The organism is Pseudomonas alloputida (assembly GCF_021283545.2).
GTDB lineage: Bacteria > Pseudomonadota > Gammaproteobacteria > Pseudomonadales > Pseudomonadaceae > Aquipseudomonas > Aquipseudomonas alloputida.
This window is the reverse complement of the sequence record NZ_CP128540.1, coordinates 5,074,216-5,090,340: the sequence shown is the minus strand read 5'-3', so window position 1 is coordinate 5,090,340 and position 16,125 is coordinate 5,074,216. Positions and strand designations below refer to the sequence as shown.

Here is a 16,125-nt window from a genome sequence, read left to right as displayed (position 1 = left end):
TCAGATGCTCAGGGTCCAGTCCAGCACCCAGAAGCCGGGCTCCAGCCGCGGGCGGGGCAGGTCGCTGGTGTACAAGGCGCGTTGGTAGTCCAGGCGCAGGCGGCTGCCGGGCAGGCTCAGTTCCAACCCTGCGGCGGCCCCGGCCAGGCGCTGTGACGGTTTGCCTTCGGCGGTGCGAACCCAGCCCAGGTCCAGGCCGATGTAGGGGCGTATCTCGAAAGGTGGGGCCCAGGTCCGTGGCAGCGCCTGGCTGAACGTATTGCGCCAGACGGCGCTGCTGGCACCGGAGTAAGTGTGCAGACGAAAGCCGCGGACAGCCGAATCGTCGCTGACCAGCAGCTGTTCGACGGCAGGCAGCGGGTCACGGCTGTACTGCATGGCCAGCTCGCTCTGCCAGCGCCAAGGGCTGGGTGCCGGGCCTTGACGCAGGTGCAGCAGGTTGGCGCGGTACTTGCGAAAGTCCGGGCGCAGGCGATGAGCACCCAGGGGCGAGCGGTCGGCACCCAATGCGTCAATGCCTTGGGCAACGCCGAAGTAACCGTTCCACAGGCCACTTTCGAGCCACAGCAGGTTGATGCCGGCCTCTACCGTGGCCAGCGTCGGGCTCTGCTGGACGATAACCGCGCCAGCGCTGCGGTTGATCAGCTGCTTGCGGTCCAGACGGGCGCTGGCGCTGAGCATGCCTTGCTGGTTGCGCCACAATACCCGCTCGACACTCAGGCCCTGATAGCTGCTGCTGCCGTCGGCAGCCTTGTCGCTGTAGGGGAGGGGGGCTTGATAGCTTAGCTGGCTGGCGCTGAGGGCAAAGGTCCAGGCGCCGTAGGGGATGCTGTAGTACAACGATATCCCTTGGCTTTGGCCGGGCGTATCGAGCACCGTGCGGGCCAACGACAGGCGCAGCTCATCATTGAGGCCAAGCGGGCTGTCCAGGCCAATGCCGAGGTTGACGCGGTGGCGGCCGGTCAGCTCGCTGCCCCGGTTGTCGAAGCGGCTGTCCAGGTGCCAGCGTGAAGCAACCTTGCCCGGCTGCACGACCACGCGGGTGCCGCCCTGCAGTTCGCCGGGCAGCAAGGTGGCGCCCAGTTCATAGGCGCGAAGGCGGTTGAGCTGGTCCAGGCCTTGCTCAAGGTCGGGCAGGTACAGTGGCTGCCCAAGCAGGCCTGGGAAGGCACTGGAGAGAGACAGGGGTAGGTCGGGGCCAGCCAGTTCGATGGTTTCGACAAAGCCTTCGACAATGACGATGTCCAACGGCATGCCCTCTGCTGGGGGCTGGCGCAGGTAGGGGCGGCTGGTTGGGTAGCCGGCTTGTACATAACGTTGGGTGATGGCTTTGAGCAGCCGGTTGATGTCGGCGATGCCCATGCAGGCAGGCGTGAGGGCACGGATGGTGGGCGCCAGTGCCGAGTTCGAAAGCCGGTGCATGCCCGCCACGCGCACGCCATCGACTGCCCAGCAGCGATCATCGTGCGGGCGGTGGGAAGTGCTGTTGGTCGGTTCAGCCGGGACGGGTATACGCTGCCAGCGTTCCAGCCGCTGCTGTTGCTCCAGTTGCCGCAGCCCATGCTGTTGATCGCGCAACTGCTGGCTGGCAGGGTCGTCGGCCAGCACCTGGGGAATGGACAGCAAGCCAGAAAGGCAACCGGCCGACAGCCAATGGGCGATGCGGTGAATCAGGCACGGCATTGAAGCACCCCGCAAATGATGTACGGTTTTCGTACTCGTCTGCGTGGATGCTAGAAATTAAGCCACTCGTATGGATGCAGTACCCTGCCTAAGCACCTGTCAGGCAAGTTCGCGCTAAATGGTGAGAAGGTTCCTACAACTTTTGCCGGAAGGCTCTATATCAAGGGCGGATCTCGATCAGCGTTCCATCCCGAACCAGGTCCCACACTTCCTGCATGTCGCGGTTGCGCATGGCAATGCAACCATCCGTCCAGTCCAGGGTATGGAAGTACCATTCCGGGTATTCATCGTTGATCGGCGTGCCGTGAATCATGATCATGCTGCCGGCATTCACCCCTGCCCGGGTCGCGCGGGCGGCATCGCTGATGTTCGGGTAATTGATGTGCATGGCCAGGTTGAAGCGGTCGCTCTGCTTGCGCCAGTCCAGCCAGTACAAGCCCTCGGGGGTTTTCTTGTCGCCTTCGCGTTCCTTGGCGCCCTTGGGCTGCTTGCCCAGCGAGATGCGGTAGGTTTTCAGCGGCTCGCCGCGGCTGATCAACTGCAGGCGGCGCTCCGACTTGATCACCAGCACCTTGTCGATCAACGGTTGCATGGCTTGCTGCGAAGGCGAGGGAGTTTGCGCTGCCGGCGCGGGCTTGCGGATGATGGTTTCGGTGAAGGCCGCCTGGGACACCGAGGTAACGCAAAGGCAGAAAAGGGCAAGCAACCAGCGCATGTAACAGTATCCCTGAAGGCGTTTAGGTGTGTGGCGAAACGTTCATCGGCGGCAGGTATTCATGGCCTATGGGGTAGTGCTGGCCGATGCGGTCGCGATAGTAGCATTCTAGTGTGCGAGTGACGGTGCGGAAAGCCAGCTCGTCCCACGGTATCTCATGTTCTTCGAACAGCCGCACCTCCAGGCTTTCGACACCGACGGCAAAGTCCAGGTCCGCCAACTCGGCGCGGAAGAACACATGCACCTGGCTGATGTGCGGCAGATCGAACAGCTGGTACAGGGACGTCGGCCCGACCCGGGCGCAGGCTTCCTCGACGGTTTCGCGACGCGCGGCCTGGTCGAGGGTTTCGCCGTTTTCCATGAAACCGGCGGGCAGGGTCCAGAAACCCCGGCGCGGCTCAATGGCGCGGCGACACAGCAACACCTGGCTGCCCCAGGTCGGCAATACGCCGGCCACGATGTTGGGGTTCTGGTAGTGGATGGTCTGGCAAGAGCCGCAGACGTACCGCAGGCGGCTGTCGCCCTCGGGGATCCGCTGACTGACCGGTTGGCCGCATGCGCTGCAGAATTTCATGTGTGGTTCCTTATGCTCAAGGCTATCTTGGCTCGGCCACCGTGCCGCCGCAAGCGCTGGGGCTTGGGTGCTTCGCGGCTTTGGTGCATCATGCAACACAGGACCTGGATACGAGCGTGCGCAATGCTGGACGAGCTACTTCGCCGAATGAGCAACCACCAACCCGCGTCATTGGAAACCGACAGGCGGTTCCCCGAAGCGGCGGTCCTCTTGCCCATTACCCGCAGCGAAGCGCCCGAACTGGTCTTGACCCTGCGCGCCAAGGGCCTGTCTACCCACGGTGGCGAAGTAGCCTTTCCCGGTGGCCGCCGCGACCCGGAAGACCCGGACCTGGTCTTTACTGCCCTGCGCGAGGCTGAAGAAGAAATCGGCCTGCCCCCTGGCCTGGTGGAGGTGATTGGTCCGCTCAGCCCGCTGATTTCGCTACATGGCCTGAAAGTGACGCCATTCGTCGGGCTTATCCCGGACTTCGTCGAATATCGCGCCAATGATGCCGAGATCGCGGCAGTATTCACCGTGCCGCTGGAATTCTTCCGGCAGGACCCGCGCGATCATACCCACCGTATCGATTACCAGGGGCGTAGCTGGTATGTGCCCAGTTACCGCTATGGTGAATACAAGATCTGGGGGTTGTCGGCGATCATGATCGTCGAGTTGGTCAACCTGCTGTTCGATGCCGGTATCAGCCTGCATCACCCCCCTGAGCGTCACATCGAAAATTGAGCGGGCCTACCCCGCCGTCTGCGTCGCAGCCTGAGGAACAAGCATGAAATATCGCCTGGGCGACCTGCGGGTCGAGAGCCACCCCACCAGTTGGGCCGCCCCCAACGCCACGCTCATTGGCAACGTGCGCCTGCAAGCCCATTCCAGTGTGTGGTTTGGCGCGGTGTTGCGCGGTGATAACGAGCTGATCGACATCGGTGAAGGCAGCAACGTGCAGGATGGCACGGTGATGCACACCGACATGGGCTCGCCACTGACGTTGGGCAAGGGCGTGACCGTTGGCCACAATGCCATGTTGCATGGCTGCACGGTGGGCGACTTCAGCCTGGTCGGTATCAACGCAGTGATCCTCAATGGCGCGCGCATTGGCAAGCACTGCATTATCGGCGCCAATGCACTGATCGCCGAGGGCAAGGAAATTCCGGACGGTTCGCTGGTGATGGGCTCGCCGGGCAAGGTGGTACGCGAACTGACCGAGCAGCAGAAGCGCATGCTTGAAGCGAGTGCCGCACATTACGTGCACAATGCCCAGCGTTATGCGCGGGATCTGGTGGTTGATGATGAGTGAAGTGGTCGAGCGGCCGGTGGCTTCGCCGTGCGTGAGTATTTGTGCGCTGGACGAGCAGGATATCTGCACCGGCTGCCAGCGTACCGTGGCCGAGATTGGTCGCTGGGGGCGGATGGACAACGACGAGCGTCGGGCGGTGCTCAAGCGTTGCCATGAACGGGCATTAGAAGCCGGCCTCATCATGCAGGCCTGACGCGAACCCTGTAGGAGCGGGTTTACCCGCGAACGGCCCAGCGGTAATCTGTACGGCTTGCCCACAGACAGCCCGCCATGTTCTATCTGATTGCCTACATCAGCAGCGTAGTGCTGATCAACTACGCCTTCTCCAGTGCCCCGCATCTGGACATCATCTGGTCTGCCTGGGGCGGCCTGGTGTTCATCCTGCGCGACATGGTGCAGACCCGTTTTGGTCATGGCGCCCTGGTCGCCATGCTGGTGGCACTGGTGCTGTCCTATGTCACCTCGGAGCCGGCCATCGCCCTGGCCAGCGCCACTGCGTTCTTCATTTCCGAGCTGATCGACTGGCTGGTGTTCAGCATCACCCGTCGGCCGCTGCGCGACCGCCTGTGGCTCAGTTCGGCGCTGAGCATCCCGGTGGATACCTTCATTTTCTTCGGCATGATCGGCGCGCTGACCCCGGCAGTGATCGGCACCGCGATGGCCTCGAAATTCGCCGGTGTAACCGCGGTGTGGCTGGCCATGGCATTTCGCGCCCGGCGGGCCGCCGTGGCCGGTTGATGGTGTAGAATAGCGGTCCTTTTTCAGCGGGTGGCGCCTAGCCTGGCGCGGCCCCGGATGCCTTCGAGGACCTGAAATGACCCGTATCGGAACCCCATTGTCGCCCACCGCGACCCGTGTACTGCTCTGCGGCTGTGGCGAGCTGGGCAAGGAAGTGGTAATCGAGCTGCAGCGCCTGGGCGTCGAAGTAATCGCCGTCGACCGCTACGCCAATGCTCCGGCAATGCAGGTGGCGCACCGCAGCCATGTGGTCAACATGCTCGATGGCGTTGCCCTGCGCGCGGTGATCGAAGCCGAGAAGCCGCACTACATCGTGCCGGAAATCGAAGCCATCGCCACCGCCACCCTGGTCGAGCTGGAAAACGAAGGCTTCACCGTGGTGCCCACCGCCCGCGCCACCCAGTTGACCATGAACCGCGAAGGCATCCGCCGCCTGGCTGCCGAAGAGCTGGACCTGCCAACCTCGCCGTACCACTTCGCCGACACCTATGAAGACTACGCCAAGGCCGTAGCCGACCTGGGTTACCCGTGCGTGGTCAAGCCGGTGATGAGCTCGTCGGGCAAGGGCCAGAGCCTGCTGCGCAGTGATGCTGACCTGCAGAAGTCGTGGGATTATGCCCAGGAGGGCGGCCGCGCTGGCAAGGGCCGGGTGATCGTCGAAGGTTTCATTGACTTCGAATATGAGATCACCCTGCTGACCGTGCGCCACGTGGGCGGTACCACCTTCCTTGAACCTGTCGGCCACCGTCAGGAGAAGGGCGATTACCAGGAGTCCTGGCAGCCACAGGCCATGAGCCCGAAAGCGCTGGCTGAATCGCAGCGCGTGGCCAAGGCGGTCACCGATGCCCTCGGCGGTCGTGGCCTGTTTGGTGTGGAGCTGTTCGTGAAGGGCGACCAGGTGTGGTTCAGCGAAGTGTCGCCGCGCCCGCATGACACCGGTCTGGTCACCCTGATTTCCCAGGACCTGTCGCAATTCGCCCTGCATGCTCGCGCCATTCTCGGCCTGCCGATTCCGGTGGTGCGTCAGTTCGGCCCGTCGGCTTCGGCAGTGATCTTGCCCGAAGGCCAGTCCCAACAGACCAGCTTCGCCAACCTGGGCGCAGCGCTGAGCGAGCCGGATACCGCCATTCGCCTGTTCGGCAAGCCGGAAATCAATGGCACCCGCCGCATGGGTGTGTGCCTGGCGCGTGACGAATCGGTCGAACTGGCGCGGGCCAAGGCGACCCGCGCTTCGCAGGCGGTCAAGGTCGAGTTCTGATCCGAGAGTGCTGGGGCCGCAAAGCGGCCCCAGTGGCTTACAGCGTGGTATTGCGCGTCTCTTTCAGGCACAGCACGGCAATCAGGCTGATCACCGCCGCCACCGACACATAACCCCCCACCCAGCTCAAACCCCCCATGCTCACCAGCTTCTGGGCAAAGAACGGTGCTGCCGAGGCGCCGACGATACCGCCCAGGTTATACGCCGCCGAGGCACCGGTATAACGCACGTGGGTCGGGAACAGCTCTGGCAGCAGTGCACCCATCGGCGCGAAGGTCACGCCCATCAGGAACAGCTCGATGGCCAGGAACAGCGCCACGCCTGCAGTCGATCCCGAGGTCAGCAGTGGCTCCATGGTAAAGCCCGAAGCTATCGCCAGCAGGCCGCCGACGATCAGTACCGGCTTGCGCCCGTAACGGTCACTGAGCCAGGCCGACAACGGTGTGGCCAGTGCCATGAACACCACCGCGAAACACAGCAGGCCAAGGAACGTTTCGCGGCTGTAGCCCAGTGTGGTTACGCCGTAGCTCAGCGAGAACACCGTGGAAATGTAGAACAGCGCATAGCACACCACCATGGCCGCAGCGCCCAGCAGGGTTGGCAGCCAGTATTTGGAGAACAGGTCGACCACCGGCATTTTCACCCGCTCGTGGCGGGCAACGGCCTTGGCGAACACCGGGCTCTCTTCGAGCTTCAGGCGCACGTACAGGCCTACCAGTACCAGTGCGGCGCTGAGCAGGAACGGAATGCGCCAGCCCCACTCGCGGAACTGCTCGTCGCTGAGCACCAGGGCCAGGGTCAGAAACAGGCCGTTGGCCGCCAGGAAGCCGATTGACGGGCCCAACTGCGGGAACATGCCGAACCAGGCCCGCTTGCCTTCCGGGGCGTTTTCGGTAGCCAGCAGGGCCGCGCCACCCCATTCGCCGCCCAGGCCCAGGCCTTGGCCAAAACGCAGCAGGCAGAGAATGATCGGCGCCCACACGCCAATGCTGTCATAGCCTGGCAGCACGCCAATGGCGGTGGTGGATACGCCCATCAGCAGCAGCGAGGCGACCAGCGTGGATTTGCGACCGATACGGTCGCCAAAATGGCCGAACAATGCCGAGCCCAGTGGCCGGGCGAGGAAGGCGATACCGAAGGTGAGGAAGGCGGCCAGCATTTGCGCGGTGCCCGACCCGGACGGGAAGAACACCGGGCCGATCACCAAGGCTGCGGCGGTGGCGTAGACGTAGAAATCATAGAACTCGATGGCGGTGCCGATGAAGCTGGCAGTGGCTACCCGCGCAGGCGAGTTGACTGGCGCGGCAGGCGCTTGGGCATAAGTGCTGCTTGTCATTGAGGAGGTCCCTGACAGTCTGGTCCGGCTCCATGGGCTTGGCCCGCGACGGCATGCCCTGCAAAAGGGCGGGTACGGTTAAGCGGGCGCCGGAGCGTTTTATTGTGTGCGCCCGACTGACAATAGCCCAAGGGGGTAGGGGCGGGGCGGGTACTGTTCGGGGTGTTGACGCAGGACCGCAGGGCGTATCAGTGGAGCGGACTGGCCGTGGAGCGCCGGGTGCGGGTAGCGGGCGTGACGGCGGGGCTGGGTAAGCGTGACCCGAGTATAGCTATCGGGTCACGGTCCACACCAGTACCTTGCTGGCGCAATTGTCCTCTGTTTCAAGGATTTCCAGGCGATAGCGGCCTATTTTCAGGCAAACAGCGCTTTCCGGGATGCTTTCCAGCGCTTCGGTAACCAGCCCGTTGAGGGTTTTCGGCCCGCCGTCGCAGGGCAGGTGCCAGCTCAGGGTGCGGTTGATTTCGCGTAACGAAGCGGTGCCATCGATGACGAAGGTACCGTCGGGTTGCGGGTGCACATGCGGGTTTTCCAGGCTTTGCTCGTCCTCGAACTCGCCGACGATCTCTTCGAGAATGTCTTCCAGGGTGACGATACCCAGTACTTCGCCGTACTCGTCCACCACCACGCCCAAGCGGCGTTGCTGCTTGTGGAAGTTCAACAACTGCATTTGCAGGGGCGTGCTTTCTGGTACGAAATAAGGTTCGTAGCAGGCGCTGTGCAGCGCTTCCAGGGTCAGCTCGGCCTTGGGCAGCAGGTGGCTGATCAGCTTGGTGTTGAGGATCGCTTCGACCTGGTTGATGTCGTTGTGGTAGACCGGCAGGCGGGTGTGGCGGCTGACGATCAGCTGCTCGACGATGCGTTCGATCGGCTCGTCGAGGTTGATGCCATCCACTTCGTTGCGCGGCACCAGGATGTCGTTGACGGTGATCTTGTCCAGCGACTGCAGGCCGTCGAGCAGACCCTGGCGAGGCGCTTCGTGCTGTTCATCCTCATCGAAGTCGTCGGCCTCCTGCGTGTGCAGGGCCACCGCTGTGGGCTGTGCCCGGAGCGGGCGCAGAATCAGCTTGGCGGCGCCGTCCAGCAGGCAGGCCAGTGGCTGCAGCAGTGCGAGAGGCACTTTCAGCAGGCTGGCACCAAGGCTCACGAACGCCTGCGGGTTACGCCGGGCCAGGCGCCGCGGCAGATACTCGGCAAACACCAGCAAGGTGAGGGTCGCGGCCAGGCCTGCCAGCCAGAAGCCGTGCTCGCCACTCTGGCGCTGGCCCACCAGGCAGGCCAGCCACAGCACCAGCAGCTTGCCCAGGCTGGCGCACAGCACCAAGGCCTGGGCTGGCAGCACGGGATGGCCGTCTTCGCCGGCGCGCAGTGTGCCATTGAGCTGCAGGCGGGCAGCCTCCACGGCAGTGAACAGTGCTGACCACAAAAGGGCCAGTGCCAGAGTGCCGAATAGCGGTGCGTACGGCAGGGTGTCCATGGTCGGCCGTCAGATATGCAAGATGAATTCGCGAACCAGCTTGCTGCCGAAATAGGCCAGCATCAGCAGGCAGAAACCGCTCAGCGTCCAGCGGATGGCCATGTGGCCCCGCCAACCCAGGCGGGTGCGGCCCCACAGCAGCACGCTGAACACCACCCAGGCGACACAGGCCAGCAAGGTCTTGTGCGCCAGGTGCTGGGCGAACAGGTTGTCGAGGAACAGCCAGCCGGAGATCAGCGACAGCGACAGCAGGCACCAGCCGGCCCAGAGGAAGCCGAACAGCAGGCTTTCCATGGTTTGCAGTGGCGGGAAGTTGCGGATCAGCCCGGACGGGTGCTTGTTCTTCAGCTGGCGGTCCTGCAGCAGCAACAGCAGCGACTGGAACACCGCGATGGTGAACAGCCCGTAGGCCAGGATCGACAACAGGATGTGCGCAAGGATGCCGGGTTCTTCGTTGATCAGCGGTACCGTGCCGGGGGGGGCGAACTGGGCCAGCAGCGCGGTCACCGCACCCAGCGGGAACAGCAGCACCAGCAGGTTTTCCACGGGTATGCGCAGGCAGGCCAGCAGGGTCAGGGAGATGACCGCCACGGCGATCAGGCTGGCGGCGCTGAAGAAGTCCAGGCTCAGGCCCAGCGGGGTGATCAGCTGGAAGAACAGTGCACCGGCCTGGGCCAGGACCGCGATGGCACCCAGCAGGCCAAGCAGGCGCTTTTCGGCCTTGCGGCCCTGGGACAGGTATGAGCCCTGGTAGATGGCCGCCGCTATATATAGGCCGGCTGCGATCAGGTTGGGGATGAGGCTGGGTGAGGAGAACATAAGTCCTGGTTGGCGAGCCTTTAAAGAGACGGAGTTTGGCATAGATTCCGCTGATCAAGGAAGACTGAAGGCTTGTGTCGGGGCATTCGTGGGCACGCCCGCTCCCACAGGTATGGCGCAGGCCTGCAGGTAGTGAGGATCCTGTGGGAGCGGGCGCGCCCGCGAAGAGGCCAGCACAGCCACCGAATATCTACCAAGGTGTGCGTCGTCGCTGCACTTCGCTATAATCGCCGCCTTGCTGTGCCCGGCGGGTGTGTGTTTCCCCCCTGGCACCTGACAAACCTCGGCTTTACTGGGCCTGAAAGGATCACCATGTTCGAAAACCTGACCGACCGCCTGTCACAGACGCTGCGCCATGTCACCGGCAAGGCCAAGCTGACCGAAGACAACATCAAGGACACGCTGCGCGAAGTGCGCATGGCGCTGCTCGAGGCCGACGTTGCCCTGCCGGTAGTCAAGGATTTCGTCAACAGCGTCAAGGATCGTGCGGTCGGGACCGAGGTGTCGCGCAGCCTGACTCCGGGCCAGGCCTTCGTGAAGATCGTCCAGGCCGAGCTGGAAAGCCTGATGGGCGCGGCCAACGAAGACCTCGCACTGAACGCCGCCCCGCCTGCCGTCGTGCTGATGGCGGGCCTGCAAGGCGCCGGTAAGACCACCACCGCCGGCAAGCTGGCGCGCTTTCTTAAAGAGCGCAAGAAAAAGAGCGTGATGGTGGTGTCTGCCGACGTTTATCGTCCGGCGGCGATCAAGCAGTTGGAAACACTGGCCAACGATATCGGCGTCACCTTCTTCCCGTCCGATATCAGCCAGAAGCCGGTGGCCATCGCCGAAGCCGCCATCCGTGAAGCCAAGCTGAAGTTCATTGACGTGGTCATCGTCGACACCGCCGGCCGTCTGCACATCGACGCCGACATGATGGACGAGATCAAGGCGCTGCACGCTGCCGTCAAACCGATCGAGACGCTGTTCGTGGTCGACGCCATGACCGGCCAGGACGCTGCCAACACCGCCAAGGCCTTTGGCGAGGCGCTGCCGCTGACCGGTGTGGTGCTGACCAAGGTTGACGGTGATGCCCGAGGCGGTGCTGCGCTGTCGGTACGTGCAATCACCGGCAAACCGATCAAGTTCATCGGTATGGGTGAGAAGACCGAGGCCCTCGAGCCGTTCCACCCCGACCGCGTCGCTTCGCGCATCCTCGGCATGGGCGACGTGCTCAGCCTGATCGAGCAGGCCGAGCAGACCATCGACAAGGCCAAGGCCGACAAGCTGGCCAAGAAACTGAAGAAGGGCAAGGGCTTCGACCTCGAAGACTTCCGCGACCAGCTGCAGCAAATGAAGAACATGGGCGGCCTCGGCGGCCTGATGGACAAGCTGCCGAGCATCGGCGGGGTCAACCTGTCGCAAATGGGCAACGCCCAGGGCGCGGCCGAAAAGCAGTTCAAGCAGATGGAAGCGATCATCAACTCCATGACCCCGGCCGAGCGCCGCGACCCTGACCTGATCAGCGGTTCGCGCAAGCGCCGTATTGCGTTGGGTTCCGGTACCCAGGTGCAGGACATCGGCCGGCTGATCAAGCAGCACAAGCAGATGCAGAAGATGATGAAGAAGTTTTCTGCCAAAGGCGGCATGGCCAAGATGATGCGCGGCCTCGGTGGGATGCTGCCAGGTGGCGGCATGCCAAAGCTGTAACCCCTGATCCGGGTGCCTGCCTTTTGTCGGGCAGGCGCCCAGAACCCCCGCTGTAGCGGGGCAACAGCCGCGAATTTCGCGGCGCAACCGGCAAATCTGGACGGCAGGGCGAGGCCTTGCCGAAAAAGTCATTTGCAAATGTCCGTGTATTCCCCGAGAATATGCGGCCTTTTGGGCACCCGTGTGCCTATTTGGCATTCAGATTTGCAGTACCAGCTGCTGTATCAACTGCAGCACCGACTATAGGAACGATGTTCACATGGTAACCATTCGTCTGGCCCGTGGCGGCTCGAAAAAGCGCCCATTCTACCACCTGACCGTGACCAACTCGCGTAACGCCCGTGACGGCCGTTTCGTTGAGCGCGTAGGTTTCTTCAACCCAATCGCTGCTGGCGCCGAAGTTAAGCTGTCGGTCAACCAAGAGCGCGTCACCTACTGGCTGAGCCAGGGTGCACAGCCGTCTGAGCGTGTTGCTCAGCTGCTGAAGGAAGCTGCCAAGGCCGCTGCCTGAATAGTATGAACGCGACGCCAGAAAAGGCTGACGACCTCATCGTCGTTGGCAAGATTTTTTCGGTTCACGGCGTTCGCGGCGAGGTGAAGGTGTATTCCTTTACCGATCCGATTGAAAACCTGTTGGATTATCCACGCTGGACGCTTCGGCACGAAGGCAAGGTAAAGCAGGTCGAGCTGGTCAGCGGTCGTGGCTCCCAAAAGGGCCTGGTCGTGAAGCTGAAAGGTCTCGACGATCGCGATGAAGCCCGTCTTCTGAGCGGTTACGAAATCTGCATCCCGCGGAGCCTTTTGCCCAACCTGGCTGCCGACGAGTACTACTGGTACCAGTTGGTAGGTCTGAAGGTCATCAACCAGGACGAACAACTGTTCGGCAAGGTCGATCACCTGTTGGAGACCGGTGCGAACGATGTAATGGTGGTCAAGCCCTGCGCAGGCAGCCTGGATGATCGCGAGCGTCTGTTGCCCTATACGGAGCAATGTGTGCTGGCAATCGACCTCGAAGCAGGCGTGATGCGGGTCGAATGGGACGCGGACTTCTAAACGATGGGTAACCTTCGCGTAGACGTCATCACGTTGTTCCCCGAGATGTTCTCGGCCATCACGGAGTACGGCATTACCAGCCGCGCGGTGAAACAAGGGTTGCTTCAGGTGACTTGCTGGAACCCGCGGGACTACACCACAGATCGTCACCACACGGTAGATGATCGGCCGTTTGGCGGTGGTCCGGGCATGGTGATGAAAATCAAGCCTCTGGAAGACGCCTTGGTTAGCGCCAGGCAGGCGACCGGAGCAGCGGCGAAGGTGATCTACCTTTCGCCACAAGGCCGCAAGCTGACTCAGCAGGCGGTCAAAGGCCTGGCCGAACAGGAATCGTTGATCCTGATCGCCGGTCGTTATGAAGGCATCGACGAGCGCTTTATCGAGGCTCATGTCGATGAGGAGTGGTCGATTGGCGACTATGTGCTTTCCGGTGGCGAGCTGCCGGCCATGGTACTGATCGATGCGGTTACGCGACTGCTGCCCGGAGCTTTAGGGCATGTGGACTCGGCGGAAGAAGATTCCTTCACCGACGGTCTGCTCGATTGCCCGCACTACACCCGGCCTGAGGTGTATGCGGATCAGCGTGTTCCCGACGTGTTGCTAAGTGGCAACCATGCACATATCCGGCGTTGGAGGATGAAGCAGTCCCTTGGTAGGACCTTCGAACGACGCGCCGATCTTCTGGAAAGTCGCTCGCTTTCTGGAGAAGAGAAGAAGCTGCTCGAGGAATATCTCCGCGAGCGGGACGATAGTTAAACGTATCGATGGTGGATCGCGTATCCATCTTAGGAGCACAGCATGACCAACAAGATCATCCAGCAGCTCGAAGCCGAGCAGATGAGCAAGGAAATCCCGACCTTCGCACCAGGCGACACCGTTGTCGTTCAGGTTAAAGTGAAGGAAGGTGAGCGTTCCCGTCTGCAGGCGTTCGAAGGCGTCGTTATCGCCAAGCGTAACCGCGGTCTGAACAGCGCCTTCACCGTGCGCAAGATCTCCAGCGGCGTTGGCGTAGAGCGTACCTTCCAGACCTACAGCCCGCAAATCGACAGCCTGGCCGTGAAACGTCGTGGTGACGTGCGTAAAGCCAAGCTGTACTACCTGCGCGACCTGTCCGGCAAAGCCGCTCGCATCAAGGAAAAACTGTCCTGAGTGCAGTTTGCCCGGTGGCCGAGGCCGCCTAGCGAGAAAAAAGCAGCCTTCGGGCTGCTTTTTTGCGTTTTGAAACCCCGAAAATGTGATTGCCATGACGACCCGAGACCAGGAAATCCAGCGCCGCACCGAACTGTCGGTGACCCGCGTTACCAAGGCGGTGTTCCCCAATACCACCAACCACCACAACACCCTGTTCGGCGGCACCGCCCTGGCCTGGATGGACGAAGTGTCGTTCATCGCTGCCACGCGTTTCTGCCGCCTGCCGTTGGTGACCGTGTCTACCGACCGCATCGATTTCAAGCACCCGATTCCGGCGGGCTCGATCGTCGAGCTGGTGGGGACGGTGATCAAGGTTGGCAATACCAGCCTGCAGGTGCAGGTGGATGTGTTTGTCGAGAACATGTACCTGGATGGCCGTGAACGGGCGATCCATGGGGTGTTCAGCTTCGTCGCCATCGACGAGGACAAGCGCCCGGTGCCCGTGCTGCCAGGCGCCTGAGTATCACGGCTCCGGTGCAGGCTCGATCAAGGCCACCAGGGTCCAGCCCGGCTGCGGCTGCAACGGGTTATCAGGGCTGGCTACATGGACCCAGCCCTGGCCATCGCGGGCGAACAGCAAGTGTGCCCGCTCGCCATGCAGTGCCTGGTAGGCATCCCAGCCAAAGCCTTCGGTCAGGTTGGTGCTATACAGCTCGGCGCCTTGATGCAGACGGTTGGCCAGTTGCAGATAGGTCATCGGTTTGGTCCCCAATAGATGCCCGCGGTGCTCTTCGGCCGCCCGGTGCTTGTCGCTACGTTGTTTCTCCAGACCACTGGCTAGCACGAACAGCCGGCTGTGGCCGAAATCATGACGGAACCTGGCGCAGGCCAGGGCATTGATTTCGCCGGCGGGAGAGAGGCCCAGCAAGTGCCCGAGGCCGACCAGGTCAAGATGGGCGTCGGCATGCTGCGAGGCCGGGTTGCCAAAGTAGGTCGTGAGCCCGTCCATGCGTGCGGCGCGGATGTTTTCCCAGCTGGAGTCCGTCAGCAAAACCCGGCAGCCCAGGTGTTGAAGGGCTTTGGCAATGGCCCGGGCCGGTTCGTTGGCACCGACGACGAGAAACCCGCTGGGTGCCGGTTCGGCGACCTTGAGCAAGCGTGCCAGCGGCCTGGCCGTGGCGCTTTGCAGTACCACCGTGCCGATGATGACCGCGAAGGTCAGCGGTACCAGCAGCAAGGCATCCTGGTGGCCGGCCTGGTGCAGGCGGATGGCAAAAATGGCTGAAACGGCCGCCGCGACGATGCCGCGTGGCGCAATCCAGGCCAGCAGCGCGCGCTCCCGCCAGTTGAGTGTCGAGCCCAGTGTGGCCAGCCAGACGTTGAGCGGGCGTGCCAGCAGCTGGATCACCAGCAACAATGCCAGCACAGCAGGGCCAAGGCCTAGCAGGGCATGCAGGTCAAGGCGTGCAGCCAGCAGGATGAACAGGCCGGAAATCAGCAGGACACTGAGGTTTTCCTTGAAGTGCAGGATCTGCCGCACATCAACCCCGCGCATGTTGGCCAGCCACATGCCCATCACGGTCACGGCAAGTAGCCCGGACTCGTGCATGATCTGGTTGGCGGCGATGAATATCCCCAGTACCGCCGCCAGTGACGCGAGGTTGTGCAGATACTCTGGTAGCCACTGTTCGCGCATGATTTGCCCCAGCAGCCAGCCCCCCGCCGCGCCCAGGGTGGTGCCGCAGAAGAGCACACCGGCGAAGGTGATGAGGCTCTGGCTCAGGCCGTTACCCTCGGCGCTGGCGATGATGAAGCTGTAGACCACCACGGCGAGCAGCGCGCCGATCGGGTCGATCATGATCCCTTCCCAACGCAGGATGTTCGCGATCGCTGCCTTTGGCCGCACCACGCGCAGCATGGGCACGATCACCGTGGGGCCGGTCACCAGGGTCAAGGTGCCGAAAAGAATCGCCAGCGGCCAGTCGAACCCGAGCAGCCAGTGGGTTGCCAGTGCAATCACCAGCCAGGTGACCAGTGCGCCCACCGTGACCAGGCGATGCACCACGCTGCCGATCTCGCGCCACTGCGACAGGTGCAGGGTCAGGCTGCCTTCGAACAGAATCAGCGCCACCGACAGCGACACCAGCGGCATCAGCAATGGGCCGAACAGCGCCTCGGGGTCGAGCCATCCCAGCGCTGGGCCGGCAAGGATCCCGGCCAACAACAGAAACAGAATTGCCGGCAACTTCAGGCGCCAGGCCAGCCACTGGCAGGCGAGCGCCGCGGCGCCGATGCCGCCCACACTCAGAAGGATCTGCTGTTCGCTCATGCGGGCTCCCTATGCCGGCGTTGTTATGAAAG

At 62.7% G+C, this 16,125-nt stretch carries 18 protein-coding genes; 11 read left to right on the top strand and 7 right to left on the bottom strand.

The features are described 5' to 3' along the window. The 3 genes from LU682_RS23630 to LU682_RS23620 all read right to left on the bottom strand — a co-directional run bounded on the left by LU682_RS23630 (position 1) and on the right by LU682_RS23620 (position 2,972). Positions 1-1,683, bottom strand: coding sequence for a ShlB/FhaC/HecB family hemolysin secretion/activation protein (locus tag LU682_RS23630; RefSeq protein ID WP_049587377.1), 1,683 nt, complete (start codon positions 1,681-1,683; stop codon positions 1-3). Positions 1,684-1,843: 160 nt separating this feature from the next. Beyond that, positions 1,844-2,398 (bottom strand): L,D-transpeptidase family protein, encoded by a 555-nt coding sequence (locus LU682_RS23625; protein ID WP_010952551.1) that lies wholly within the window; start codon positions 2,396-2,398, stop codon positions 1,844-1,846. A 22-nt stretch (positions 2,399-2,420) separates the two neighbouring features. Then, positions 2,421-2,972, bottom strand: a complete 552-nt coding sequence (locus tag LU682_RS23620) for an NUDIX hydrolase (RefSeq protein WP_010952552.1) — start codon at positions 2,970-2,972, stop codon at positions 2,421-2,423. Positions 2,973-3,095: 123 nt separating this feature from the next. On the opposite strand from LU682_RS23620, the gene LU682_RS23615 reads away from it, so the two are divergent. From LU682_RS23615 to purT, 5 genes are all read left to right on the top strand, one after another. Then, a complete protein-coding gene (locus LU682_RS23615) occupies positions 3,096-3,695 on the top strand; it encodes a CoA pyrophosphatase (protein WP_010952553.1) in 600 nt (199 codons plus the stop codon). A 43-nt stretch (positions 3,696-3,738) separates the two neighbouring features. Continuing rightward, positions 3,739-4,263 (top strand): gamma carbonic anhydrase family protein, encoded by a 525-nt coding sequence (locus LU682_RS23610; RefSeq protein ID WP_010952554.1) that lies wholly within the window; start codon positions 3,739-3,741, stop codon positions 4,261-4,263. 1 nt (position 4,264) lies between these two features. Beyond that, positions 4,265-4,456, top strand: coding sequence for a DUF1289 domain-containing protein (locus LU682_RS23605; protein ID WP_162490565.1), 192 nt, complete (start codon positions 4,265-4,267; stop codon positions 4,454-4,456). A 77-nt stretch (positions 4,457-4,533) separates the two neighbouring features. After that, positions 4,534-5,001: a 7-cyano-7-deazaguanine/7-aminomethyl-7-deazaguanine transporter gene (locus tag LU682_RS23600; RefSeq protein ID WP_010952556.1), complete on the top strand. Its 468-nt coding sequence runs from the start codon at positions 4,534-4,536 to the stop codon at positions 4,999-5,001. A 76-nt stretch (positions 5,002-5,077) separates the two neighbouring features. After that, complete coding sequence (gene purT, locus LU682_RS23595; RefSeq protein ID WP_010952557.1) at positions 5,078-6,259, top strand: formate-dependent phosphoribosylglycinamide formyltransferase; 1,182 nt, start codon at positions 5,078-5,080, stop codon at positions 6,257-6,259. A gap of 37 nt (positions 6,260-6,296) precedes the next feature. Here the strand turns inward: purT and LU682_RS23590 are convergent, their stop codons facing one another. The 3 genes from LU682_RS23590 to LU682_RS23580 all read right to left on the bottom strand — a co-directional run bounded on the left by LU682_RS23590 (position 6,297) and on the right by LU682_RS23580 (position 9,891). Beyond that, positions 6,297-7,595, bottom strand: coding sequence for an MFS transporter (locus LU682_RS23590; protein ID WP_010952558.1), 1,299 nt, complete (start codon positions 7,593-7,595; stop codon positions 6,297-6,299). Between the two features lie 271 nt (positions 7,596-7,866). Beyond that, on the bottom strand, positions 7,867-9,072 hold the full coding sequence (locus tag LU682_RS23585) for a transporter associated domain-containing protein (RefSeq protein ID WP_232857196.1): 1,206 nt from the start codon (positions 9,070-9,072) through the stop codon (positions 7,867-7,869). Positions 9,073-9,081: 9 nt separating this feature from the next. Next, on the bottom strand, positions 9,082-9,891 hold the full coding sequence (locus LU682_RS23580; protein WP_014592195.1) for a cytochrome C assembly family protein: 810 nt from the start codon (positions 9,889-9,891) through the stop codon (positions 9,082-9,084). A 312-nt stretch (positions 9,892-10,203) separates the two neighbouring features. Here LU682_RS23580 and ffh point away from each other — a divergent pair, with 312 nt between their 5' ends. The 6 genes from ffh to LU682_RS23550 all read left to right on the top strand — a co-directional run bounded on the left by ffh (position 10,204) and on the right by LU682_RS23550 (position 14,284). After that, positions 10,204-11,580, top strand: coding sequence for a signal recognition particle protein (gene ffh, locus LU682_RS23575; protein ID WP_003252139.1), 1,377 nt, complete (start codon positions 10,204-10,206; stop codon positions 11,578-11,580). A gap of 259 nt (positions 11,581-11,839) precedes the next feature. Beyond that, on the top strand, positions 11,840-12,091 hold the full coding sequence (rpsP, locus tag LU682_RS23570) for a 30S ribosomal protein S16 (RefSeq protein WP_003252142.1): 252 nt from the start codon (positions 11,840-11,842) through the stop codon (positions 12,089-12,091). Positions 12,092-12,096: 5 nt separating this feature from the next. Continuing rightward, complete coding sequence (gene rimM / locus LU682_RS23565) at positions 12,097-12,633, top strand: ribosome maturation factor RimM (RefSeq protein ID WP_003252144.1); 537 nt, start codon at positions 12,097-12,099, stop codon at positions 12,631-12,633. Positions 12,634-12,636: 3 nt separating this feature from the next. Further along, positions 12,637-13,389: a tRNA (guanosine(37)-N1)-methyltransferase TrmD gene (gene trmD / locus LU682_RS23560; RefSeq protein WP_003252146.1), complete on the top strand. Its 753-nt coding sequence runs from the start codon at positions 12,637-12,639 to the stop codon at positions 13,387-13,389. A gap of 42 nt (positions 13,390-13,431) precedes the next feature. Further along, on the top strand, positions 13,432-13,782 hold the full coding sequence (rplS, locus tag LU682_RS23555; protein WP_003252148.1) for a 50S ribosomal protein L19: 351 nt from the start codon (positions 13,432-13,434) through the stop codon (positions 13,780-13,782). A 94-nt stretch (positions 13,783-13,876) separates the two neighbouring features. Beyond that, positions 13,877-14,284 (top strand): acyl-CoA thioesterase, encoded by a 408-nt coding sequence (locus LU682_RS23550; protein ID WP_010952562.1) that lies wholly within the window; start codon positions 13,877-13,879, stop codon positions 14,282-14,284. A 3-nt stretch (positions 14,285-14,287) separates the two neighbouring features. On the opposite strand, the gene LU682_RS23545 is transcribed toward LU682_RS23550, so the two are convergent. Then, on the bottom strand, positions 14,288-16,093 hold the full coding sequence (locus LU682_RS23545; RefSeq protein ID WP_060488850.1) for a cation:proton antiporter: 1,806 nt from the start codon (positions 16,091-16,093) through the stop codon (positions 14,288-14,290). Between the last annotated feature and the right edge of the window lie 32 nt (positions 16,094-16,125).